Raw genomic sequence first — 24820 nt, 5'->3', positions numbered from 1 at the left:
ACATTTTTCTCCTATAATTACTTTGTAATTAAATATTAGTCATTAGGAGGAATTAATATGAAAAGTAAAAAGTTATTAGTAACAGCATTAGCAGGAGCACTAATTGTGGGAAGTTTAAGTGTCAATGCAAGTAGTCTAACAAAGGATGTGACACAACTAGGAGAAGCAATAATGAAAACGGAGAAAGTAACTACAAGTGCCGCTATGGCTAGTAATAGCAATTTATCAGATGTTAATGTCAATCAAGGGTTAGAAATGATAGCAGTTAGTACAAGTAAACTTACTGGTGAAAACGATGGTGTTGCAGTGGCTGCAATAAGGTTATCAGAATTACCTGAAGAGCATCAAGATAAACTAATCAATGAGTATGAGCACTTAGCAAAGGACATGGAAGCAGCAACACTTGCACTCCCAGCACAGGTAAGAGCTAACACAGAGAATCCTATAGAAACAATAGAGTTCTCAGATTTGCCACAAGAAGTACAAGATAAACTCATTGAGCGTTTTGGTGACTTAGCTACTGAAATGCAATTCCTTGATACTGAAGAGGCAGAAAGGATTGCTAGCTTTGATTCAACGCAAAGTATAGCAATACCTGCAACAGCACTTAAAGCGGCTAAATAAGTGAAATACTAACTGAGAGAACCGAAAGGTTCTCTTTTTCAATTTCACAATTTGACACATTTCCATTATAATAGGGTTACAATTCTATGTTATAATAAACTAAGTTGGTTTTAATTGAAAGTTTTGAAGCTAGAATGAAGTAAGATAAATAAAAGAGGACCTTGGAAAGAGGTTCTCTTTGCATTATAATAGATTAAAATAATGAGGTGGTATCCATGAATTATCGAATTAATATAGTAGAAGATGAAGAAAGCCTAAATGAAATTTTGGCTTATTACATGAAACAAGAAGGATGGGAAGTGACATCTTTTACAAATGGTTTAGAAGCTCAAAAAGTTATTGATCATGCACCTGATTTGTGGGTACTGGATATAATGCTTCCTGATATAGATGGTATTCAATTATTGATGGAAATTAAAGAAAAGACTCCCGATGTTCCAGTTATCTTCATGTCGGCAAGAAATAGTGATATGGATAGAATTATGGGATTAGAGTTAGGAAGTGATGATTACTTACCTAAACCCTTTTTACCAAGAGAATTAATCATACGAATTCAAAAGATCATGCAGAGGGTATATCATCACTCAAATAATTCAAATGAACATATCATGCATGTCGATACCTATTTAGTTGATACACATAAACGATCAGTGATTCAGGATGGAAAGGAGATTGCACTGACATCTAAAGAATTTGATCTGCTGTTACTATTCATATCTACCCAAGGTCAGGCCCTATCTAGAGAGCAAATATTAGAAAAGGTCTGGGGTAATGACTACTTTTACACAGAAAGAGTAGTAGATAACCTGATAAAAAGATTAAGAAAAAAGATGCCTGATCTTAAAATAGAAACAATTTATGGTTATGGCTATAGGAGGGTATAATGATTCAATCAAAATCATTATCTATTCAAATTTGGTTATGGTTTATTGGAGCAGTCGGAATAATAGGAATTATCATTGCTTGTATCATTTATGGGTCATTACAAGTGTATCTGGAGGAACAGTTATACATTAATATTGAAGAAGAACAACAGATGTTAGCAATAAAAAGTACTGCATTAGAAATGGGGGAACTTGTACAGAACGTTGAATTGGCGGCACTTACCACTGAAGCTAAACTCAGCCAAGAAATTAAGCATATTGTCACAACAGATGAGGCTGAGATATTACAACCTGCAGAGTTGAGTCCAGCGGTTCTAAATGGAGATAACTTAGCAATCCCCATAAGGAGATATGAAGCTCAGAATACCTATGCTGTTATTTCTGAACAAGAAATAGGTGGACAAAATGTATATATCTATTCTTATGCTATCCAAAACATGAAAGAGAAAGTTTTAAGCGATTTTTGGTATGTTTTCTTAGCTATCTTTATTGTTCTATTACTGTTATTTATACCAGCTCACTTGATTAGTAAGAGATTAATTAAACCTCTTATGACATTAAAAAGAGAAATGGAGCGTATTGCAAAACGTCAATGGAATAATCCCATTATAATAAATGGTTCAAATGAGTTTACAAGCCTTGCAGAGTCATGTGAAAGTATGCGACAACAGTTAGTGGCTTATGATTGTAAGCAGCAGAATATGTTACAGAGTATTTCTCATGAGTTAAAAACACCGATAATGGTAATAAGAAGTTATATCCAAGCAACGAGAGATGGATTTTATCCTAAAGGGAGTCTGGATACGACATTAGAGGCTATAGACCAAGAGGCTAATCGATTACAAAAGAGAGTATTAGATTTGATTTATATAACAAATTTAGACTATTTAGCTACTCATCACAAAGATTTAAAGAAAGAAGAAGTAAATCTAAAAGATATTATTCTTGATGTATATGAAAGATTACATTATAAGCGTACAGATATTCATTGGGACATGGAGTTAGAGGAAATTATTATTAAAGGAGATCAAGAACAGTGGAAAGTGGTATTTGAAAATATCTTACAAAATGGGCTTAGGTACAGTAAGAAGCATGTCTCTATTTTATTAAGAGAAGAAAAGGATACAATTATCTGTAAGATTCACAATGATGGTCCCACGATAGATGATGATAAAAAAGATAGTTTATTTAAGGTCTTTGAAAAAGGTAATAAGGGTGAAAGTGGGTTAGGACTTAACATAGTAAAGCGTATCGTAGATCTATATAATGGAAAAGTTTGGTTTGAAAATGAGAATGGAGGGGTGGTTTTCTATATAAGTATTCCACGGACCTCTTAGATTCCTCTTCTACTTTCCACCCTCCAATGATTTGGTGACATATTAATATGTTTTTTGAAAGCTTTATAAAATACAGAAATATCATTAAATCCTACATGAAAAGCTATATTTTCCACAGTTTCGTTCGTATTACTTAGCAGTTCTTTAGCCTTGTTGATTCTCAACTGATGCATATATTGAATTGGGCTAAGTCCTTTATATTGACGGGTTAATTTATATAAATAATGGTATGATAGATGAATCTGATCTTCTAAATGATTAGAGAGATGATCATTGGTATAGTTCTCTTCAACAATACGAAAAACTCTGTTTGCAATAATTTGTTTTCGGTCAGCTGTTTTTTGGCAAGAGAGAATAAGTTGTTTAAAGAGCTCCAGAAACTTAGCCTCATAATCTAGTCTATAAATACCTGATCGAAGATTTAGGGCTCTAAGTTGGTTAAAAATATCCATATAGTCGTTTGGGAGGAATTTGCCTTGTTTATCTACTTCTATGACATCCTCTTCATTTATCATACAAGAAAAATGGATATAGAAATAATGTGCTTTATCAGAAGGATAATTTGCAGATTGAAGTAATCCAGAATCTTGTAGATACCATTGCCCTTCTTGTAATTCGATACCTTTTCCTTTCTCAGTAAAATGAAGTTTTCCTCCAAGCATAAAAATAAGAACATAGTCTTTAATACGTCTAGTTATATGTTTTTCTCCAGGTTTAAATAAACGATAATCACATGTTAAGATGATAGGTAATGATGATAATTTAATCATAGACACCTCGCTGGCACGTTTTTGCCATCTTTAGAACTTGTTTTGCTATTTTATCTATGTATTATATCCGATAAAATAAGAACTGTAAAGAAACTAATTCGTCATGAGGTGATATTTTTGAAAGATTTAATTTTTAAACCCTTTACTACCAATGAAATTAAACCTACTGGCTGGCTTAAGAGGCAGCTAGAAATCCAAGCCGATGGCTTATCAGGTAACTTACATAAAGTTTGGCCTGATATTAGAGATAGCAAGTGGATTGGTGGTGATCGAGATGGGTGGGAGCGTGTACCTTATTGGCTCGATGGATTTATACCATTGGCTTACCTTCTTGATCGACAAGATTTGAAAGAGGCTGCTAAGAGATACATAGATGCAATTATAGATAGACAAGAGGAAGATGGTTGGATTTGCCCATGTACTAAAGAAGAGCGACAAGATTATGATGTTTGGGCAGTTTTCCTTATTACAAAAGTTTTAGTGAACTACTATCAATGTTCTGGTGACGAGCGTATACCTACAGTTGTAGAAAAAGCCTTAAAGAACCTTAATTCTCATATCACACACTATAAAATAAAAGACTGGTGGGGAAAGACAAGATGGTACGAGACGCTTATCGCTATCTATTGGTTAAGAGAACGAAAAGAAGAAGATTGGCAATTAGAGTTAGCTCATAAATTAGCAGGTCAAGGTTATGAATTTAAGTCTTGGATGAATAAATGGAAAATTCGGACATTTATTAAGGGGAGTCCTTATATACATGTTGTCAATGTAGCTATGTCACTTAAAGGACCAGCTTTATATAGTCGTATTACAGGTACAGATATGACAGATCTTTCTTATGAAATGATGGATATCCTTGATGAATACCATGGCATGCCTACTGGACAATTCGTTGGAGATGAGCATCTAGGAGGAACAAGTCCACTTAGAGGAGCAGAATGTTGTAGTGTGACAGAGTTCATGTTCTCGTTAGAGAATCTTATTGCTTTAACTGGCGATGTGAAATGGTCCGATCGTTTAGAGCAAATAGCCTTTAATGCATTACCTGCAACAGTTAGCCCAGATATGTGGACACACCAATATGATCAGATGACAAATCAAGTGCAATGTACACGTTTTGAAGAAGGTAAGCAAGTTTTCACTACTAATCCTGTGGATTCTCATCTTTTTGGTCTTGAGCCCAACTTTGGATGTTGTACAGCTAACTTTAATCAAGGATTCCCTAAATTAGCTCTTGGTGCGTTTATGAAAAGTGAAAAAGGGATTGCAGCAACTGCTCTGTTACCAGCTAAAGTAGAAACAGTAATTGATGGTACCAAGGTGATCGTTGAAAGTATAACAGACTACCCATTTAAGGACCAAGTTACATACAAAATTACAACTGCTAAAGAGGTTACTTTTGAATTATCTCTTAAGATTCCAGCATACGCAAAGGAAGCTAAAGTCAATGGAGAAAAGGTGTCCATAGGAGAGTTCTATAAAATTAACCAAATCTTCTCTGGTGAGACAACTATGATATTAGACTTAACTCATAAAGTAGAAATATTAAAACGCCCTTCAGGAATGGTGGCAGTAAAACGTGGTGCTCTTACTTATGCTATCCCAGTTGCTGAGGAGTGGAAGAAAATTGAGTATGTAAAAGATGATGTTGAACGACAATTTCCTTACTGTGATTATGAACTAACCCCTAGATCAAAATGGAGCTATTGTTTAGTAAGTGATGATTTCAAGGTGAATTTTAATGAAGTCACGGATACTCCCTTTTCAAATCTTCAACCGCCAATTACCATCACAGCTAAGCTACAAGAAATTGAATGGGCGTTTAAAGATGGAGCTCCAGTAGCTGTACCTGGGTCCCTTATTGTTAAAGGTCCTATAGAAGAGGTAGACCTTAATCCATATGGAGCTACAAACTTGAGACTCACGGAGATGCCATTTCTTTTAGTAGATTAATGAAGATGATAAAGGCTTGTAAATCACTACTTATAGCAGTAGATTTACAAGTCTTTTAACATAATGTCCTCAAGTGATACTATTCTTGTATTTCATTTGACGATATTGACTTGGCGTAATCCCACTCAGTTTATTAAATACACGATTGAATTGTGAGATACTACCAAAACCGCACATTTCACTAATCTGTATAATCTTCAACTGCGATTCACTGAGTAATTCTTGAGCTTTCTTAATTCGCGTAGCTTGGATATAAGCCATTAATGTGAAGCCTGTCACTTCTTTGAATTTATGAGAAAGATAGTGTGGACTCATATAAAATCTTTCAGCTAATGCACCTAGCTTTAGAGGTAACTCATAGTGTGTATGAATGTACTTAGAGACCTCGATAATTTTTTCTTCTGTAGGTGTTAATTCTCTATGTGGAGTATATTCTTGCCCTAATGTGTACTCACGAAGTTTAACTAAGAGATAGTTAACAGTAGATTGAATACTGATATGGTGACCAGGTTGATGCTGTTTAGCGTAACTTTGCATGTCGATAAAATAACTATCAAATATTCTTTTAACACCATCATCAAGACGAATAATTGGGGATGGACTATGGAACATGTATAAAAGCCATTCCAGGTCTGAGTGCTCTGCATTTCTAAAATAACCATCACTAAAGTTAATGAGATAACGTGTATTTTTAGCATTATGAGGATATAGGGTTTTGTGTAAGGTATATTTATTGATGAGAACCATATCACCACTTTTTATAGAGAAGAGATTACCTTCGATTAAATAGTCTGCTGAACCATCTTGGAGATAATAAATTTCATAAAAAGGATGAAAATGCTGGCGGTCCATACGATGTCCGCCTAATATATTATTATAGGAAAGAGACAAAAAAGCATCTTCTTGTAGATGTTCATAAAATATGTTTTCCTTAAAGATTATAGGTGCTTTCATCATGACCTCCAGTTTTTTAGTAGTCGTTTTATATATAGATATTAGACAGACCGTTACAGGTTCATTATGGTTAATATAGCGAAAATGAAATAAAGTGTCAAGTATTTATTAGAAACAAACTCTATCCTCTAAATCCAATCTTTATACTTTTAATTATGGGTTGCATATACCCCCACTAAAATTTATTAGGGGTTTGTATCATGTCATTATACGTTAATATCATTCCATTACTTTAACGTCATCTTATATAATGATAATATAAGTACGAAGCTACCACTAAATTTGAAAATTTTTGTCTAATCATGTACGATAAAGTTGGAACTTTTTTAGGGGGGGGAGTGATATAAGTGAAGGGAAAGTATAAACATAAACTTATTGTAACTAATACAATTATCATATTTTGTTTTATTTCAATTGTTTATGGATTAGTTTATTATTTTTCAGTTAAGGAATATAAAAGGCATATTGAAAAGAATAATTTACAAATCACGAAACAAATTGGATCTGTCGTTGACAATCGAGTTCTAGAGCCAATCCTCAGTTTACCTAATTTATATTTTTCTGATAATGAGCATAATGAAGCATTAAGGAAACCTATGGTAAAAGAGATGGAGAGTCATGGGTTAGATGTGTTGAATGTCAATAAAAAAGTTAATGGAATCATCCAGTTGAACGATTATATCATTGGTTTAGATATTTATTATGAGCTTAATCAATTATTATTTATTAATGGAACAATTAAGAATTTAGTAGATCCAGCTACGCGAAAGGAAGACATTCCGTATTGGTTCCAAAGGTATAAAGATACAAATAGAAGGGCATTATTTATACCAACCAACCATAATACTTTTTTGAATACTGAAGTAATTACTTATATCTATAAACTACCATTAGCATATGAATATTATGAAACAATGATTGCCATACATGTGGATTCGCTGGCGTTGAAGAAATTGCTGACAAGTTTGAAATCAGAAGATAAAACAAAAATATTAGGTGTCGTTGATCAAGAAGGACAATTGATAACAAGTACTAGCGAGGATTTAGAATACAACCAACTTATTATTAATGTACTTAATGATGCAGATAGTCATGAGTTAGATGAATCCCAATTCATTTATGAAAAAGATAATAACAAATACATTGTAGCAAAAGTAAAGTCCCAATATACGAGTTGGTACTATGTATCACTGATACCAGTAGAAGGATTTTACGCCCTTTCGGCTTACATGTATTTATCTTTACTTGTACCAGCTTTTTTTGTTATTTTTGGTATGGGTTTTGTTATCGTTGCTAACAACAAACTTTACAGCCCTATGGAAAAGGTTTTTAGTGTCATTAGAAACATACCTTATAAAAAAGAAGAGCAAGAGGAGAAGGATGAATATAGTTTGCTTACGAATAAGCTTACTTATTTAGTCGATGAAATGGAAGATCTACATCATAAAATTGAGGTTAATCAACCAGCCATTTTCCACAGCACCATACATCGAATGCTACGGGGAGGAATTGATGTAAAATCAAAACATTCATACAAAGAAGCAGGAATTGAATTAAATAAAACTCATGTACTTACCTTTATTATCAAAATAACCTGGAATGAAGAGTATAATAAATTATTAGCTTTGGAGTATACATTATTAGAAAGATTTCAAACACAGAACAAGTTCAATATTTATTCGATAGTTGAAGATAATAGAATATCAGCAATAGTTAATTATGATGAAAGTTATGAAATAAAAGATATTTATTCATACATACAACGAGTTATGAGTTCCTGTATCAAACAAGAAAATTTTGTTATAGCAATCGGAAAATTCTATCCTCTTCTTGATGGTAAGATAAAAGAATCTTATCATTCGGCTAACGAAGCTTTGAAGTATTCTTTTATTAAACCAAGTCAACATATGATTGTTTATACAAATGAGGAATTTGACCAATATAAAACCAGCGGGAGTAGTCATCAAGTTATTAAGAAAATGGAGGATTATATCCGTTCATCTAATCATGCTTCTATCCTCCTAACGATTAATGGGCTTATAGAATCTCTGATAGTAGGTAATTATAGCATTGAATATTGTATGAATACTTTACAAGATGTAGCTTCATCCATTCGACGAAGCTTTAATGAAATAGGATTGAACACAGATCAGCTATTTGGTTATGATTTAAGAGAGTATTACAAGCACATGGAGTCAATTATGACTTATAGTACATGGCTAAATGAAGTCATTGAGTTTCTATTTCAGAAGATTAAAGAACAAAAAGCTGATGAGGCAGAAGTATTACTTAGGGATATTAAGAATATTGTTGATAACAATATTTATAATGATATTTCCTTAGATTTGGTGGCAGACCAGCTTCATATGCGATACGATACTTTGAGTAGAACATTTAAACAGATGACGGGAAAAACCTTTTCAACTTACGTCAAAGAAGTTAAGTTAGAAAGGGCCATTGATTTAGTTACAGGTGGTGAATATACTATGGGGGATATCTCCAAGAAATTAGGTTATAGCTCCACCCACTATTTTATCAGGCTCTTTAAACAAGCATATGGGATGACACCAAAACAATATCAAATAAAGATGAGTAAAAAAGATTAAGTATTCAAAGCAGCGTTTCATTCATGATGACTGAAACACTGCTTTTTTGATTGCAATAAGTAGACAGCAAATCATTGATAAATACAAAAATTATAATACCTTAATGCCTTGAAAACACTGGGCTAATCAAATAATTGATAGTTATCAAAAACTACTATCTACCCCGATTGATACTTTTGTGGTACTTTAAAACTGTGCTTATCTTGAAACTGTACAGTGATTTTCTAGAAAGGTTAAGGTGATGAATCAAATGGCTAATATAAAACAAGCCAGAAATAAAAAGAGCTTAATAAAGAAAGAACATCCTACGCTTAAATTAATGTATAAGCACCGGATGCTTCTATCCATGTTAATACCAGTCATTTTATATTTTTTCATATTCAAATATGGTCCAATGTACGGCATTATAATGGCTTTTAAAGATTATTACCCTGTGAAAGGATTAGCAGCAAGCGAATGGGTAGGATTAAAACATTTCGATACTCTTTTCAATGGATTATACTTTATGCCAGTTTTAAAAAATACTATTCTCATTAGTTTATATGGTATGTTTTGGGGGTTTCCAGCACCCATTATTCTTGCTATCATTCTAAACGAAATTCGTAATAAGAAATTTAAAAAGATAACTCAAACCATATCCTATTTACCTCACTTTCTATCCTGGGTTATAGTAGCAGGAGTATTTATTGAATTTTTATCACCATCAAGAGGCTTTGTTAATTTCATCATAACCTCTTTAGGCTTTGAGCCAATTTACTTCGTTACTGAGCCAGCTTGGTTTAGAACCATCTTAGTTGGAACAAGTGTATGGAAAGGGATTGGATGGGGGTCTATTATCTATTTAGCAGCCATTAGTGGAATCGATCCTCAGTTATATGAAGTGGCAGAAATTGATGGTGCCAGTCGTTTGAGAAAAATATGGAACATCACCATTCCGGCCATTGTTCCAGTTATCGTCATTATGTTGATCTTTTCTAGCGGTAAAATAATTGATGATAATTTTCAACAAATCTATAACTTCCTTAATCCAAGAGTATTAAGGGTTGGAGATGTAATTGAGACTTATACATATGAACAGGGTTTGAAAAATATGCAATATAGTTATGCAACAGCAGTAGGGTTATTCAAAAATGTTATCTCCTTCTCAATGGTACTTATAACGAACTATATTGCTAAACGAACTACAGAATACGCATTATGGTAGAAGAAGGGAGATGATGATTTGCTATATAAAAGATCAAAAGATGATTTACTAGTAGACTTATTTTGCTATTTATTTTTAATTATTTTGTCCATAACAATTATTATACCTTTTATGCAGGTAATTACGATTTCTTTCAGTCCTACTCATGTTATCAATAGTTATGGCTTAAAACTGTTTCCAACAGAAATAACTTTGGAGGGATACAAAAAGGTATTTTCAGATGAGTTAATATGGTCAGGTTACATGAATACGATTTTTGTTACAGTTGTAGGCACAATATTGAATGTCTTATTCTCAGTATTAGGAGCTTATCCATTATCTAAAAGATACTTACCCTACAGAAACATGTGGACGGGTTTGATTGTTTTTACGATGTACTTTTCAGGAGGTCTTATTCCTTCTTATATGCTGGTTAAAAATTTAGGTATGCTTAACAGCTTGACTGCATTAATTTTGCCTGGTTTAATCAGTGCCTATAACATGATTATAATGAGGAATTATTTTATGAGCTTACCAGAAAGCTTAGAAGAATCTGCTAGGATCGATGGAGCTCATGACTACACGATACTATTTAAGATCATACTACCTTTGTCAAAACCCATTATAGCTACAGTATCCTTATGGTATGGTGTACATCATTGGAATAGTTGGTTCCATAGCATGATCTATATTCAAGATAGAGATAAACAAGTATTGCAATATGTTTTACGATTAATCTTAAGTGAAGGGCAAGTAGATGAAGTAGGAGAAACATTGGCTGAGGCAGCGGCAGTTAATTCAGAGACTATGAAAATGGCTGCCTTAGTTGTAGCCACGCTTCCAATAATTTGCGTGTATCCCTTTATACAAAAATATTTTGTTAAAGGGGTAATGGTTGGTTCCCTTAAGGGATAAGAAATAGTTATTGGGATAGTAAATCACTACTATCTTAATATATAATTAGACAAGAGGATAAACGAGTCAATAATTAAGGAGGTTTATTATGTTAAAACGAGTTATATCTATGATGTTGGTAGTGTTATTGTTTACATCATTAGCTGGGTGTAGTGATAATGATGAACAAGTTAATACAAAAGACAATCAGCAATCAGAAAAAAAAGATGGTGATTCAGCTGTAGCTGAAAAGGAAGAAGAGCCAATTGTTATTGAATGGATGGGGTATAATGCTAATGCACAACCCAAGCAAGATGCTCCTACAATACTAAGGCTAGAAGAAAAACTAAATGTTGATTTTGATATTTGGCAAATGCCTCAAGAGAACTTTGATGAAGCATTTAGCATCCGTTTAGCAGCAGGTGATATGCCAGATGTTTTTAAGGTGAATATAAAGGACATTCCAAATTATCAAAAGCAAGGTATATTAGGTGAATTACCTCTTGAAACCATTTTTGATACATGTCCAACATTAACGGCAACGTATAATGAATACTCACCTGATGGTGCTGTATGGCAAGCTGCAAAGTATAAGGGTGTTAACTACGGTATGCCTATGATGAGTCTCAATGGTACATATGGTCAAGTCGTTGTATGGAGAAAAGATTGGCTTGATAATATAGGTTACGATAAGGTTCCAGAGACATTAGAAGAATTTGAAGATGCTCTTTATAAATTCAGACATAATGATCCAGACCAAAATGGTGAGAAGGATACTTATGGTATGTCAGATTATGCTCAATGTATGATTTACGGTGCTTTTGGTATCGGAAATATGAGTAAACCCAAATATGCTGGTACTGGAATCATGCTTAATGAAGAAGAGTTACCTGTATTTTCAATTACTCAACCTGGTATGAGAGAAGCATTAGCGACCATGGCAGATTGGTATGAGAAAGAAATTATTGATCCAGAATTTGTTACTAGTGAAGATACATCAGGTTATTGGGCTGTTTCAGAAGCATTCCAAAATTCAAGAATAGGTTTAACGTCAAGATCTTTCTTTTATCATTGGTGGGATGATCCAGAGAATGATGATGAAGATGCAGAGAATGTCGTAACTTTTGGTGTTAATAATCCAGATGGTGAATATGTCTTTGGTACTCCTCCAGTAGGACCAGAGGGTCTTTCAGGAACAAGTACTTCAGGGTACCTTAATAATGCATTATTATTCACTACAAAATGTACTGAAGATCCAAGAAAAGTAGAGAAAATACTACAAATGTGGGAGCAAAGCTTTGTTGGTAACGATGAGGACCCCGAAATGTTTGAATTGATACATCATGGTATTGAAGGTTTAACATTTGAATACGATGAAAATGGTAAAGCGCAAACCTTACTTGATGGTTTTGCGCCTACGGAAGAGGGGATCGTTTTTGAATTAACAGATCCTAAATATGAATTAGATCTTTATGCTGATAAGTATGCCTTTGGTGATTTAGTATCTCCTAAGAATCCGTATAATAAAGTTTTAGTATCACCAACTGAAGAATACAGCCAGTATAAGTCTGACTTGAGAAGAATGGGTGAAGAAGCGGTTATTGCCATTATCACAGGTGAACAACCTATTGAATATTATGATGAATTTATACCAATCTTCTTAGAAAACGGTGGACAGGAAGTTCAAGATGCCATTCAAAGAGAGTGGATGGCAAATCAAAATTAGTATCCCAATTACCCATAATAAATTATATGTATAAACAAGAATAAGGTAGTTGATTTAGTCAACTACCTTATTCTTGTTATTTTATCAGGAGTAACATTCCTTTACCAGGAGCTATAGAAAGAGGATCACCATTCTTAAACACTTTTTTTTCTTGCATTCCATCAATAGCAGGAGCTGTAATTGTAACTTTATCTTGAACTAGTCCAAGGGAATGCCAATCAGGTTCGAGTTGACATATTGTCTTCTTATCAGCCCAACTTGCTAACGCAACCAGTACTTGATCTTCTTTAACATAAGCTGTTGCTAATATATCTTTGTGATTGGTTTTGACTGGACAATCGGATACCCAATAACCGTACATTTTTGAACCATCAATACCAAATCCATCCCATAAATTATAAATAGGTATTGGGTTTCTTTTACCCCATCCACATCTATTTGTCATGCCGTATACCATGCCTCTATAGGGGTTTCCATCATCTTGAAGCATCTGCCCCATTAATCCATAGGGGATACCGCATATTTCAGTCAACCAATAATCAGGTGATTCATCATAATCAAATCTTTCTCCAAACCATAAACTATCAATGTATGGGAATAGCTCCATATAGAGCAATGCACAGTTGATGAACCCAGCTCTGCTATTCATATGGTTCCATGAATGCATGTCTATTAGACTATCAGGTTTTGTATCTAATATTTTTCTGACTCTTCGCATAGTATGGCGATCATAAGCAACATCATCAATATATAGACCATTGATATCTAAGTTATCAACTAACCATTTTAATCCCTCAATATAATAATTATTGAGTCTTGAAGAAGGATTTACTAGAATGGAGGCGCAAATCTCTCCTTTATATTTGCCATGATTAAAAACATGCTGCCATGCTGGTATGACTTCATTACCGAAGTTATCTTCTATCCAAGGATTTTTTCTATTCTGCCAAGATTCAATGGCATTATCATTTGGTTTAGGGAAAATTTCACCGTTGAGGCTATAAAAAGCCCATAACTCTCTGATATGGTTGGTCAGTTCTCTTAGAGTATAATAGAGTTTTACATTAAGGTCCTTCGAATGGGCATCATGAATAAAAGCCTTGAGTGATTCCACCTCTATAAAGGGATAATTGATAAAAGGGTGCATTTCATGTCCATGATGTATATTAGTATAATTGGCACCATTTTTAACAGCTTGATTAATCCAATCCTTATCAGTAGTTGCATTTTCATGTGGGTGATCATAGCGGGTTGCCCAATGCTTTTTATAATCAATGAGTTTAAATGGAGTTATCAAAAACTCCATAACAAAGGTTAATGTTTCTCCTATTTTCATATCACGACAACCACTGTAAGCTCGAAGTATTGATCCAGTTTCATCTTTCTTTAGATGGATACCACCTCTACCATCATTCGCCCAACTGACTGGTTTGGCTAATGGTCTCTGATTATAATAAACATTAACAAAGGGGCGATCATAATTTTCATCTTTAAACTTACATTGCAAACCTGCATTAACATTTCCTAACCATAAGGCATCTTGATGATTTTTATTCCATTTCCATTCTAATTCATCAGGTGCATGACCTCCCTTTAAACCTAATCCCATAGCATATCGAGAGCTGTACTTAGTGAATGGAATTTCCATGACAATATCCTGTATAGAGGCATCTTCTTTAGCCGTTACCTTAATTTCATATCTCATAAAACCATCATATTCTAGAGAACTATTACATCTTAATTCTAAAAGCTCATGGATCTTAGTTGATACCCACTCGACTTTTGAATCTTGTTCTGTTATAAAATTATAGCCGTGCTCATTAAAAGTCAAAGTTTCATCTTCCAATTTCACGTTAAACTTAATGGGACCATTTAGGATATCAGTACTATCATCAGTCATTTCATTCATGGTCTCAGAGAAAAAACTCTTTATTGATTGAGGGAAGCCTTCTGTATTCAATATGATTCTTCTACCAAGTATATTCAATTGATCATCATTAACACCTATTGGAGTAAATGGTTTTGTAATACTGCTATCGATGGCTGTAGTAGAATTAAGCCATCTGAGCCTAGAGTGTTTCCACAGTTCACTATCTCCAAAGTCTTCTACAGGTTCACCGTCTATGTTGATGTTAAGGTGGATTGTATCGATAAGTTGGGCATTAGAGAGTAATTGTAAGGTACCTTTATATGCACCATTAGAAGCCTCAAGAGGAATTTGGATACCAAACCAAAGGACTTGTTGTCTACCTTTTTCTATGGAGATCTCCTTCTTGAAGTAATCACCATTAGTATCAAAGCCTTCTAAATTAAAGCAGGACATTAACTGTGAAGGTATATGATACTGTTGGGAAGAAAGATCTAATAGTCGAGCATCAATGTTCTCAAGATCGTTGTCCGGAGAGTAAATACTTATTTGAAAAGTATAATACTCACCAGGTCTAGCTTCACCGATTAAAGATGTATGGTTCTTTCGTTTTTCTACTTCAGTAGTTTTAGCTTTAATAGGATTAAAGCGATCTTCAACAAATATATAATATGGCTTATTTGACATAGTGAAACCTCCACCTCATTTAATTATAATTTTTAAGTATAGATTTATATTTTGAGTACAGCTTTCTAGATAGAGAAATGGTATCGGAGTGTGTTGATTCTTTGATAGGCTCACAACTTTCTATCCAAGTATTTTCAAATTGCAAAACGTCTTGTTCATATTGAGGATAATCCATTTCTTGATTGCTAGTCAGGGATTCATGCAAGTAGTTAACAAAGATTTTCCATCTTTTTAAATAAAATTCTTTTAATAGTCCTGACCAGTGTTTATGAGCATAATCATGAAAAGAAACGTCTGGCCACCATTGCGTTATTTGCATTCTGGCGTTGTATTCATAAAGTTTGGCCTCATCATCATTGTGTGCCCATGACTTGGCATCTTCTAGCCATTTCTTAGTTGTAAATAGTTTCTGAGTACCAACAAGTTGATCTAAATCCAAGATTAACTCCTTAAGAACTTTCCAGTGTTCTATGAAGATATTCTTATTACGATTTTTGTATGCAGTTATCATTTGGAGGTATATAGGTCTGGCGTACATAGCTAATACTTCTCTACCAACATCGGTCAAATCATATTCAAATGGTTCAACTCCATTGAGATGATCTGCTGCGTTGATAAGTTGTTCCCAAGCATTAAAGAGTGTACGTAAATCAAAATAGGGTTTCACTTTACTATTAACTACCTTTTCAATCTCAAAAGCAGGTCTAGCACAAATAATGGAATCTGTACATCCAAAACTATTAACACCTGAATATACAGAATCTAATAAGTACTCCCAGGCTTTCATAGCTTTATCATTCTCTTTACCATAACGACGTAATAAATAGTTTTTTATCCATTCATCCATATTAATCTCTTCATCATAATCCCATATCATCTGAGAAACTAAATCATAAAACACTGGATTTTCTTCGATGGCTTCAGGAGCAAACCCAACACCAACCATATCCCCGTTGTGGTCGCTTGTATAGGCTTTATGAAGTTCATTGTAAACATTTTTCAGATTACCAGTTAGTCCATTAATACCTCCAAAGTTATGCAGCAAACACCATAACCATGGCTTACCATAAAAAGCTTCTGTTTTTTCCCACTTTGGATCATGTTCTCCATAAAGGTCCAATAGCATTAAATGTTGTGAGGGTAAAACTTTAACCATACATTCTTGCATGGACCAACTTTGCATGACCCAAACCCCTTCTTTATCATGATCAATCATTTTTTTATAGACATTTAATGCTGCCTCTTGCATATATTCTTCAGAAGCATTCGGTGAACTTCCTTCATGGAATAAATCCATGGAGTAGAGGTGATCTGATCCATAGAGTTTCTTCTGTTCCGAATAAAAAATATCTGCTATTTCATCAAATAACTTATCTTGTGGATCAAGAAAATAGACACCTGCTACTCCATACCAGCTTTCTAATTGAGTAATCATTGCTGATGGATGTTTATCACCTAGAGCCTGAGGTATGTGACCGTAAAAACCTGGTAATACAGGCATCATTCCAAGTTCACGTTGTCTTTTTAATATTTTCTTTTGAAGTTCATAATGTTCTTCTATCCAAGAATCTGGCAATGGTCCTCCAATGCCATCAACATTACCCATGAAGTTCCAAGCAAAAAAAGCTGGACCTGTTAAGAATTCCTTCATCTTTTCTTTTGAAATGCCCAATTTCTGCCCTACTTTAATCCACAAATATTCATGACCAATTATAGATAATGGCATATTAATACCGTTTAGCGCCATCCAATCAATTTCTTTTTCCCATCGATCCCAATCCCACCATGCCATTGAATAGTTAAACGTACAGTAATTTAGATAATATCGATATTTATTAGGTGTTTGCTTTCTAATTTTAGTACTAGGTAGGGGAAGTGGTTTTGGTAGTTCTAACCTATTACCACACCATGATATATGACAATTGCAGTAAAACTTCAAATACCAATGTAGTGCTGAACCAATACTAACAGCATTATTACCTCGTAGTAGAATTTTTTCATTAACAGTCACAATTTCAAATACATCATGTTCTGTATTACCTATTATTTCTATTTTGAAATTCTGATAATCATCTGGTAATATGCGTTTAATTAATTCATATCCTGATTTTTCATGCTCCAGTAGATTTTTTTTCATCAGAGTTTTAGCCTCCTAACTTTTTTCCTGATCATGCTGTCTTCATTTAATCATAATTAGCTTGTAATAAAAATGGTTGTATTGAAGGTTTATTTGTACTTTTCTAAGATATTATTACGTAATGGTCCTATAACTGAGGTATAAATTATGATAAAATGAATTATATTCAAATTGCGATAAAGCATGTCATTAGTAATGAGGTTATGTTATGGATCGAATGGAACAATATATATTGGATAATTATATAAGTAATTTATCAATTAATGTTGAGTATGCTAATCGGAGTACTGTCGGAAAAGGTTGGGGAGCAGAAGATTTTACACCTATTCTTGATAAAATCTATCTCATCAACGAAGGTGAAATTTATCTCAACATTGATGGAGAGGAATTATATCCAAAGAAGAACAGTTTACTATTTATACCAGCCCATACTAAACAAACTTTCAACATAATAAGTCAAGAAAATCTGGATCATTATTACTGCCATTTTTCTTCATTGATTAGTGGACATGAAAATCTTCGGTTAATAGATGTGATAGAAATACCTTACTGTTTAGAGTTAGATGAAGAAAAGAATACTATTCAGCAATTATTTATTAAAATGATAGCGTGTAATAATTATAAAAATATAAGCAATATAGTTAAATCAAAAGCATTATTATACGAAATCATGCAGTATTATCTTGATAAGTGTACATCAATAACTTTCAAAACACCTTCCCATTCAGCTAATAAGCTATCTATTGTTCTTGACTATATAGAGAATAATTTGAATCGTCATGTGACCAATAATGAATTAGCTGACTTAATACATCTACATCCCAATTATTTTGTGACTATTTTTAAAAAAAGCCTTGGAGTATCTCCTAAAAAATATATCAACGATATTCGATTAAGAAAAGCAAAAGATTTACTTCTGTCAACAGAATTAAATATATCAGATATTACTTACCAGCTTGGTTTTAAAGATATTTATTATTTTTCAAAGAAATTTAAAAAAGATACTGGTTTGTCGCCGTCTTTATTTAGACGTCTGTATAAGTATTAATAGGGACTGTATCAACATAATTATTTAATTGAGTAGCCCTACTATCAAAACTTAAGTTAAGCACCTTAGATTTTGCTTTAAATCTAAGGTGCTTTTATTGCAAATAGAGAAAAAATTTAATAGCTGATTTGGAATTTACACATAGAATCTCCTTGAGCAATAGTTTGTTCAAGCTTCACATCTATAGTTTTTCCTAATATGTCTTCAAAAACTTCTTTTAGCCACCCTTTTGTACAATTGCAGAAGCTTGTATTATTAATAAGATTTCTAGAAGGACAATAACATGTTTCGTATATACCATATATATGATTATCTATTCTATGTAACTTGCCTCCACCTATTCCAGCCAGATTCATTCTTTCAAGAATGATATCAATATCATTATGATCATTTAGACTCGTAATGATTTTTTTGACTTCATTGGTAGCACCACATTCTTTGGCACATACTCTGCCACAATTTTCAATGATCTTATTACTTAGTTCTTTTTCAGTTTCAGATTCAAGTGAATTCATTAAATTATTAATCCAATGCTGTAAATGTTCCATTTATCTCACTCCTTGAGTTTTAACTCATTATACAAAAATAAATATGACAATAGTATGTCATAATATATGAATTTGGAAAAAGATATCACTTAAATCCTTATACCTTATGCAAAAAGCAAAAGATGCATAATATATTCATTTATAAAACAAAATATGCGCTGAAATTGTTTTCAGGAGATAATAGAATAAAACTATATTAGTGATTATAAGAGGAGGCATAATGATGCAATTATCAGCAAAGACCTTTGAAAGAAATCAATATACAGAACGAGTTCTCCAATTTGGGGAAGGTAACTTTTTACGAGCATTCGCTGACTGGATGATCCACAAGATGAACAAAGAAGTAAACTTTGATAGTTCAGTGGTTGTAGTGCAACCTATTGAGAACGGTTTGGTAGATAAGCTCAATGAACAAGATGGACTATATACCCTTTATCTACAAGGTATCAAGAATGGTGAAGCGATTAGTGAATACGAAGTTATTCAATCCATTAGCAGAGGGATTAATCCTTATAGTAGCTTTAATGATTATTTAGAGACAGCCAAGAATCCTGACATGCGATTTATCATATCCAATACCACAGAAGCAGGAATTTATTTTGAAGAGAATGATAAGTTTGATGCAAAACCTCAAAAGTCCTATCCAGCTAAATTAACAAGATGGCTTTATGAAAGATATGAAACTTTTGAAGGCGATAAAGACAAAGGCATGATCATTATACCTTGTGAATTGATAGATCGTAATGGTGATAAATTAAAAGACATCGTTAATAAGTTAGCAGATCAATGGGGACTTGATGAAGGCTTTAAAAATTGGATCAACAAAGCTAATGTGTTCTGTAATACACTTGTAGATCGTATTGTGCCAGGATACCCTAGGGATCGAATGGAAGCTATCACTAAAGAGCTTGGTTATGATGACCAATTAGTAGTTGAAGGTGAGCAATTCCACCTTTGGGTTATTGAAGCTCCAGCTTGGGTAGAAAAAGAATTCCCAGCAAGAGAATTAGGTCTCAATGTACTATTTGTTGAGGATATGACACCTTATCGTACAAGAAAAGTACGTATTTTAAACGGAGCCCATACCTCCATGGTACCAGTATCATATTTATACGGCCTAAGAACAGTGCGTGAATCTGTTGAAGATGATGTGATGGGGCAATTTGTTAAAGAAGCTGTATTCAACGAGATTATCCCAACATTATCATTATCGAAAGAAGAGTTAGAGAGTTTTGCTGCTGATGTTATGGATCGTTTTAGAAACCCTTATATTAAGCATTATCTCATTAGTATTGCACTTAACTCCAATTCAAAATACCGTACCCGCGTACTACCATCAGTTCTAAAATACAAAGAGCTGAATGGAGAACTGCCTCATAAATTAACCTTCGCTTTAGCTGCATTAATACGATTATATAAAGGTGAGTATAATGGTGAAACCATAAATCTTAAAGATGACCCTACATTACTTGATCTTTATCAAGAATTATGGAATCAAGAGCAAGTTGATTACAAAGATATTGTATCTAGAGTACTTGAACTAGAAGATTTATGGGGGCATGATTTAAACCAAGTAGAAGGTATGACTGATCAAGTAGTAGGCTATCTAGAATTAATCGATCAAAAAGGAATGGATGCTGGACTTAAAGAGGTTTTAGGATGAAAGAATTCATTCGTATCCATGAAAAAGATAACGTTATTGTAGCTCTTAAGGATTTAAAAGAGGGCACACAGCTAAAAGATGAAGACTTAGATATCACGTTGAAAATGGATGTTGCTAAAGGTCATAAAGTGGCCATTGAAATCATTCCAGAAGGTGAGAACATAATCAAGTATGGTTATGCAATTGGAAGAGCTACACAAAGAGTTTTACCTGGAGCGCATGTACATACATCCAACCTCAAAACTAATTTGAGTGGTACCCTTGAGTACAGCTATGAGCCTGCACTAAAAGAATTGGCTAAAGCCAGTGAAGAGCTTACATTTAAAGGGTATAAACGCTCCAATGGGGATGTAGGGATTCGTAATGAATTATGGATTATTCCTACTGTAGGATGTGTTAATGCAACGGCAGATTTGATGGTTAACCGTTTGAAGGAAAGCGTAGAGAATCTAGAAATTGACGATATTTCTGTCTGGAAACATCCTTTTGGATGTTCTCAATTAGGCCAAGACCATGAGGATACAGCCAATATCTTAAGAGATCTTGTCATGCATCCTAATGCTGGAGGTGTCTTAGTCCTTGGATTAGGATGTGAGAATAACACAATTGACCGTTTTAAAGAAGGATTAGGAGACTATGATGGTGAAAGAGTCAAGTTTCTTATAAGTCAAGAAGTAGATGATGAGATTGAAGATGGAAGTAAGCTTTTAAAAGAACTTTATGATGCCATGAAAGAAGATGAAAGAGTAGAAGTACCATTATCGGTTTTAAAAGTAGGTCTTAAATGTGGTGGATCTGATGGTTTATCCGGGATAACAGCTAATCCACTCGTAGGTGCTTTTTCAGACTTTCTCATTGCACAGGGTGGAACTACAGTTTTGACAGAGGTTCCAGAAATGTTTGGAGCAGAAACTGTGCTTATGAACCGTGCTGCATCAGGGGAAATATTTAATGCAACTGTTAGCCTGATTAATGATTTTAAATCCTACTATTTAAAATACGATCAACCGGTCTATGAGAACCCATCACCAGGTAATAAAAAAGGTGGCATTTCATCACTTGAAGATAAATCATTAGGTTGTGTTCAAAAGGGTGGATCTGCAACAGTGGTAGATGTTCTTAAATACAGTGGGCGTATTGTTAAGAAGGGGTTAAATCTTTTATCCGCGCCGGGTAATGATTTAGTTGCTACCACAGCGTTAGGAGCTACGGGGTGCCAGATGGTTCTCTTTACAACAGGAAGAGGAACACCTTTTGGAGGATTTATTCCTACAATCAAAATATCAACCAATACGGAAATTTATAATAAAAAGCCTCATTGGATTGATTTTAATGCTGGAGAACTCATACATGATCAAACCATGGAAGAAGCCGTAAAAGAGTTAGTTCAATACATTATTGATGTAGCTTCAGGCCGATTAGTCAATCACGAAAAGAATAATTTTAAAGAAATATCAATATTCAGAACAGGCGTAACCCTATAGATGGAGGAAGAATTGATGAGACAATTTATGGATGAGAATTTTCTATTAAAGAATAAAACAGCTGAAAGACTCTTTCACGATTTTGCTAAAGAAATGCCTATTTATGATTATCACTGTCATCTTAATCCCAAGGAAATTGCAAATAACAAAAGTTATAAGAACATGACAGAAGTGTGGCTTGGTGGAGATCACTATAAATGGCGAGCGATGCGAAGTAATGGTGTCGATGAAAGATTTATAACAGGAGATGCTGGTGATGAAGAAAAATTCATGAAATGGGCTGAAACCATACCTTATTGCATCGGTAACCCACTGTATCATTGGACGCATCTAGAGCTTAAGCGTTATTTTAGTGTTGATAGTCATCTGACACCTGCAACAGCTAAAGAAATCTATCACACATGTAATGACATGTTAAAAGAAGAGCGATTTACAGCAAGAGGACTAATCAAGAATTCCAATGTTAAAGTTATTTGCACCACTGACGATCCTATTGATGATTTAGCCTCACATAAAGTCATTCAAGGAGACAAGAGTTTTAATGATGTGAAAGTTCTACCAGCTTTTAGACCTGATAAGGGGATTAATATTGACAAGGTGGAATTTGCATCTTGGATTAAAAAGCTTGGTGATATAACAGATAAAGAAATAATGAGTTTAGATGATTTATTAGAAGCTTTAGAACAAAGGGTCCAATATTTCCATGAAGTTGGATGTCGTTTATCTGATCATGCTCTTGATCCTATTGTTTATGAAGAAGGGTCAACAGAAGAAGTTAATCTTGCATTAATGAAGGCATTGAATGGCGAAGAACTTTCTAATTCAGAAATTAAAAAATACAAAACTTTTGTATTGAATTATTTAGGATGTCTGTATGCCAAATATGATTGGGTTATGCAATTACATATGGGGACGGTTCGTAATAATAATAGCCGTATGATGGATTTGCTTGGTCCAGATACAGGGTTTGACGCTATTGATGATAGTAATATTGCAAGACCCTTACTTCAGTTCTTAAATAGTCTTGAGAGAACTAATAAATTACCTAAGACAATTCTTTACTGTCTTAACCCTAAGGATAATGAAGTTCTTGGAACAGCTCTTGGTTGTTTCCAAGGTGGAGGCGTTGCAGGTAAGATACAGTTTGGGTCAGGTTGGTGGTTCAATGACCAAAAAGATGGTATGATTCGTCAAATGACTGCACTAGCTAACTTAGGACTACTAAGCCGATTTGTTGGTATGCTAACAGATTCAAGAAGCTTCTTATCCTATACACGCCATGAATATTTTAGAAGGATTCTATGTAATATGATTGGTACATGGGTAGAAGAAGGGGAATATCCAAATGATCTACCATGGTTAGGAAAGATGATACAAGATATAAGCTATAATAATGCTGAAAGATATTTTAATTTATAATGCAGATTTATTGTCCAAGTAAAAATAACCCCATCATTTTAATGAGTGATAGGGTTATTTATTCGTTTCGATATTCTTTAGGAGATTTTCCGGTGTATTTTTTCATTATTCGACTGAAATAATGGGGATTAGAAAACCCCACTTGCTCTGCTACTTGTCCAATGGGTTGATTACTGGATTCAATAATCTTGATAGCTTTTTTCAGACGATAATGATTGAGGTATTGGATAATAGTTTCATTAGTCCTTTCTTTAAAAAGTGTATTGGCATAATTAACACTGACTCCTGCGTAATCAGCAATTTCTTCTAATTGAAGTTTATAGTTATAATGATAATGAATGTACTGCAGCATATCCTGAATAATACGTTCTTTAGAAATAGTGTTAGAATATGTTTCCTTCGTATTTACTTGCTTCAATAAACGATAAAAAATATCTAGCATGATGCTCTTACACTTGATCTGCCAATAGAGATCTTTCTGGTGATAGCTTCTCAGGATCTCCTCAAAATTAGACGTCATTGCATCTTGGTCATGAACTTTAAAGTGATTGGAGAGTGAAGTACCATTACTTAAAAAAATCTTGGGACGAATAAGATGTTTTTGCATCAATTGGCGATCATCATAATCAATTTCTTTTCCTTCTGAAAAATATATAAAATCAAAATGAACCCAAATGATATAGCTATCCTTATCCAGTACATACAATTTATTAGGGGTATTGGGTGGCAATAAGATGAGTGACCCAGTTGACAGCTGAAACTGTTGTTCAGCCACTTCAACCCTACCTTTTCCACGAATAAAATAAAGCATCTCATAATCATACAATTTACGCAATCCTGACCAACCCGTTGAGTCCTGTATACCCACTTTTCTAATAAAAGGATTAAGTTCATTATTATCAATACATATCTTCTTTTCCATCTTTACTAAAGCCTTCCTTATATCCTCTTTTTTAGATCATACTTACTTATTTATTATTTTCATTATATCATAGTCAATTTACCATCACAAACGAGTATTCCGAAGCATTCG

General features: G+C 33.8%; 18 protein-coding genes. 12 read left to right on the top strand and 6 right to left on the bottom strand.

Annotated elements, in window-relative coordinates:
* Positions 1-57 precede the first annotated feature (57 nt).
* The 3 genes from C1Y58_RS24875 (at position 58) to C1Y58_RS24865 (ending at position 2845) form a co-directional block, all read left to right on the top strand.
* Positions 58-624: a hypothetical protein gene (locus C1Y58_RS24875; RefSeq protein WP_105619874.1), complete on the top strand. Its 567-nt coding sequence runs from the start codon at positions 58-60 to the stop codon at positions 622-624.
* A 215-nt stretch (positions 625-839) separates the two neighbouring features.
* The gene (locus C1Y58_RS24870; RefSeq protein WP_105619873.1) at positions 840-1508 is read left to right on the top strand and encodes a response regulator transcription factor; all 669 of its coding nucleotides are present in this window, start codon (positions 840-842) and stop codon (positions 1506-1508) included.
* Positions 1508-2845 carry a sensor histidine kinase gene (locus tag C1Y58_RS24865; protein ID WP_105619872.1) on the top strand — a complete coding sequence of 446 codons (1338 nt, stop codon included), beginning with the start codon at positions 1508-1510 and terminating at the stop codon, positions 2843-2845. Before C1Y58_RS24870 ends, C1Y58_RS24865 begins: the two co-directional genes overlap by 1 nt.
* Here the strand turns inward: C1Y58_RS24865 and C1Y58_RS24860 are convergent.
* The gene (locus C1Y58_RS24860) at positions 2842-3615 is read right to left on the bottom strand and encodes a helix-turn-helix transcriptional regulator (RefSeq protein WP_105619871.1); all 774 of its coding nucleotides are present in this window, start codon (positions 3613-3615) and stop codon (positions 2842-2844) included. The two genes, C1Y58_RS24865 and C1Y58_RS24860, sit on opposite strands and share 4 nt — an antisense overlap.
* Before the next feature lie 117 nt (positions 3616-3732).
* Here C1Y58_RS24860 and C1Y58_RS24855 point away from each other — a divergent pair, with 117 nt between their 5' ends.
* Positions 3733-5571: a beta-L-arabinofuranosidase domain-containing protein gene (locus C1Y58_RS24855; protein ID WP_157950278.1), complete on the top strand. Its 1839-nt coding sequence runs from the start codon at positions 3733-3735 to the stop codon at positions 5569-5571.
* 69 nt (positions 5572-5640) lie between these two features.
* Here the strand turns inward: C1Y58_RS24855 and C1Y58_RS24850 are convergent, their stop codons facing one another.
* Complete coding sequence (locus C1Y58_RS24850) at positions 5641-6525, bottom strand: helix-turn-helix transcriptional regulator (protein WP_170311691.1); 885 nt, start codon at positions 6523-6525, stop codon at positions 5641-5643.
* Positions 6526-6872: 347 nt separating this feature from the next.
* Here C1Y58_RS24850 and C1Y58_RS24845 point away from each other — a divergent pair, with 347 nt between their 5' ends.
* The 4 genes from C1Y58_RS24845 to C1Y58_RS24830 all read left to right on the top strand — a co-directional run bounded on the left by C1Y58_RS24845 (position 6873) and on the right by C1Y58_RS24830 (position 12934).
* The gene (locus tag C1Y58_RS24845; RefSeq protein ID WP_105619868.1) at positions 6873-9131 is read left to right on the top strand and encodes a helix-turn-helix transcriptional regulator; all 2259 of its coding nucleotides are present in this window, start codon (positions 6873-6875) and stop codon (positions 9129-9131) included.
* A gap of 250 nt (positions 9132-9381) precedes the next feature.
* Entirely contained in the window at positions 9382-10335 is a 954-nt protein-coding gene (locus C1Y58_RS24840; RefSeq protein WP_242985471.1) for an ABC transporter permease, read from the top strand.
* Positions 10336-10353: 18 nt separating this feature from the next.
* Entirely contained in the window at positions 10354-11229 is an 876-nt protein-coding gene (locus C1Y58_RS24835; RefSeq protein WP_242985470.1) for a carbohydrate ABC transporter permease, read from the top strand.
* 88 nt (positions 11230-11317) lie between these two features.
* The gene (locus C1Y58_RS24830; protein ID WP_105619866.1) at positions 11318-12934 is read left to right on the top strand and encodes a type 2 periplasmic-binding domain-containing protein; all 1617 of its coding nucleotides are present in this window, start codon (positions 11318-11320) and stop codon (positions 12932-12934) included.
* Between the two features lie 76 nt (positions 12935-13010).
* On the opposite strand, the gene C1Y58_RS24825 is transcribed toward C1Y58_RS24830, so the two are convergent.
* Both C1Y58_RS24825 and C1Y58_RS24820 read right to left on the bottom strand, forming a co-directional pair.
* Entirely contained in the window at positions 13011-15488 is a 2478-nt protein-coding gene (locus tag C1Y58_RS24825) for a glycoside hydrolase domain-containing protein (RefSeq protein WP_105619865.1), read from the bottom strand.
* Positions 15489-15507: 19 nt separating this feature from the next.
* Positions 15508-17625 (bottom strand): alpha-N-acetylglucosaminidase, encoded by a 2118-nt coding sequence (locus tag C1Y58_RS24820; protein WP_105619864.1) that lies wholly within the window; start codon positions 17623-17625, stop codon positions 15508-15510.
* A gap of 208 nt (positions 17626-17833) precedes the next feature.
* On the opposite strand from C1Y58_RS24820, the gene C1Y58_RS24815 reads away from it, so the two are divergent.
* Entirely contained in the window at positions 17834-18673 is an 840-nt protein-coding gene (locus C1Y58_RS24815; protein ID WP_105619863.1) for a helix-turn-helix domain-containing protein, read from the top strand.
* Between the two features lie 116 nt (positions 18674-18789).
* Here C1Y58_RS24815 and C1Y58_RS24810 read toward each other — a convergent pair whose 3' ends face one another.
* Entirely contained in the window at positions 18790-19221 is a 432-nt protein-coding gene (locus C1Y58_RS24810) for a DUF6144 family protein (RefSeq protein ID WP_105619862.1), read from the bottom strand.
* A gap of 223 nt (positions 19222-19444) precedes the next feature.
* Between C1Y58_RS24810 and C1Y58_RS24805 the strand changes: the two genes are divergently transcribed.
* From C1Y58_RS24805 to uxaC, 3 genes are read left to right on the top strand one after another with little or no spacing between them, the layout of a single operon-like run.
* Positions 19445-20884: a tagaturonate reductase gene (locus C1Y58_RS24805; protein ID WP_105619861.1), complete on the top strand. Its 1440-nt coding sequence runs from the start codon at positions 19445-19447 to the stop codon at positions 20882-20884.
* Entirely contained in the window at positions 20881-22368 is a 1488-nt protein-coding gene (locus C1Y58_RS24800; protein ID WP_105619860.1) for a UxaA family hydrolase, read from the top strand. Before C1Y58_RS24805 ends, C1Y58_RS24800 begins: the two co-directional genes overlap by 4 nt.
* 15 nt (positions 22369-22383) lie before the next feature.
* On the top strand, positions 22384-23787 hold the full coding sequence (uxaC, locus tag C1Y58_RS24795) for a glucuronate isomerase (RefSeq protein ID WP_105619859.1): 1404 nt from the start codon (positions 22384-22386) through the stop codon (positions 23785-23787).
* A 58-nt stretch (positions 23788-23845) separates the two neighbouring features.
* On the opposite strand, the gene C1Y58_RS24790 is transcribed toward uxaC, so the two are convergent.
* A complete protein-coding gene (locus tag C1Y58_RS24790; RefSeq protein WP_105619858.1) occupies positions 23846-24709 on the bottom strand; it encodes an AraC family transcriptional regulator in 864 nt (287 codons plus the stop codon).
* Between the last annotated feature and the right edge of the window lie 111 nt (positions 24710-24820).

The sequence above is a fragment of the Vallitalea okinawensis genome, assembly GCF_002964605.1.
Taxonomy (GTDB): Bacteria; Bacillota; Clostridia; order Lachnospirales; family PQDH01; genus Vallitalea_A; species Vallitalea_A okinawensis.
Note: the sequence above shows the minus strand (reverse complement) of the source record. Positions and strands in the feature narration are given on the sequence as shown.

What these genes read in the sequence shown, in the direction of transcription:
- C1Y58_RS24875 (WP_105619874.1), top strand. Translation starts at nt 58, where the DNA reads ATGAAAAGTAAAAAGTTATTAGTAACAGCATTAGCAGGAGCACTAATT.
- C1Y58_RS24870 (WP_105619873.1), top strand. Translation starts at nt 840, where the DNA reads ATGAATTATCGAATTAATATAGTAGAAGATGAAGAAAGCCTAAATGAA.
- C1Y58_RS24865 (WP_105619872.1), top strand. Translation starts at nt 1,508, where the DNA reads ATGATTCAATCAAAATCATTATCTATTCAAATTTGGTTATGGTTTATT.
- C1Y58_RS24860 (WP_105619871.1), bottom strand. Translation starts at nt 3,615, where the DNA reads ATGATTAAATTATCATCATTACCTATCATCTTAACATGTGATTATCGT.
- C1Y58_RS24850 (WP_170311691.1), bottom strand. Translation starts at nt 6,525, where the DNA reads ATGAAAGCACCTATAATCTTTAAGGAAAACATATTTTATGAACATCTA.
- C1Y58_RS24840 (WP_242985471.1), top strand. Translation starts at nt 9,382, where the DNA reads ATGGCTAATATAAAACAAGCCAGAAATAAAAAGAGCTTAATAAAGAAA.
- C1Y58_RS24830 (WP_105619866.1), top strand. Translation starts at nt 11,318, where the DNA reads ATGTTAAAACGAGTTATATCTATGATGTTGGTAGTGTTATTGTTTACA.
- C1Y58_RS24825 (WP_105619865.1), bottom strand. Translation starts at nt 15,488, where the DNA reads ATGTCAAATAAGCCATATTATATATTTGTTGAAGATCGCTTTAATCCT.
- C1Y58_RS24820 (WP_105619864.1), bottom strand. Translation starts at nt 17,625, where the DNA reads ATGAAAAAAAATCTACTGGAGCATGAAAAATCAGGATATGAATTAATT.
- C1Y58_RS24815 (WP_105619863.1), top strand. Translation starts at nt 17,834, where the DNA reads ATGGATCGAATGGAACAATATATATTGGATAATTATATAAGTAATTTA.
- C1Y58_RS24810 (WP_105619862.1), bottom strand. Translation starts at nt 19,221, where the DNA reads ATGGAACATTTACAGCATTGGATTAATAATTTAATGAATTCACTTGAA.
- C1Y58_RS24805 (WP_105619861.1), top strand. Translation starts at nt 19,445, where the DNA reads ATGCAATTATCAGCAAAGACCTTTGAAAGAAATCAATATACAGAACGA.
- C1Y58_RS24800 (WP_105619860.1), top strand. Translation starts at nt 20,881, where the DNA reads ATGAAAGAATTCATTCGTATCCATGAAAAAGATAACGTTATTGTAGCT.
- uxaC (WP_105619859.1), top strand. Translation starts at nt 22,384, where the DNA reads ATGAGACAATTTATGGATGAGAATTTTCTATTAAAGAATAAAACAGCT.
- C1Y58_RS24790 (WP_105619858.1), bottom strand. Translation starts at nt 24,709, where the DNA reads ATGGAAAAGAAGATATGTATTGATAATAATGAACTTAATCCTTTTATT.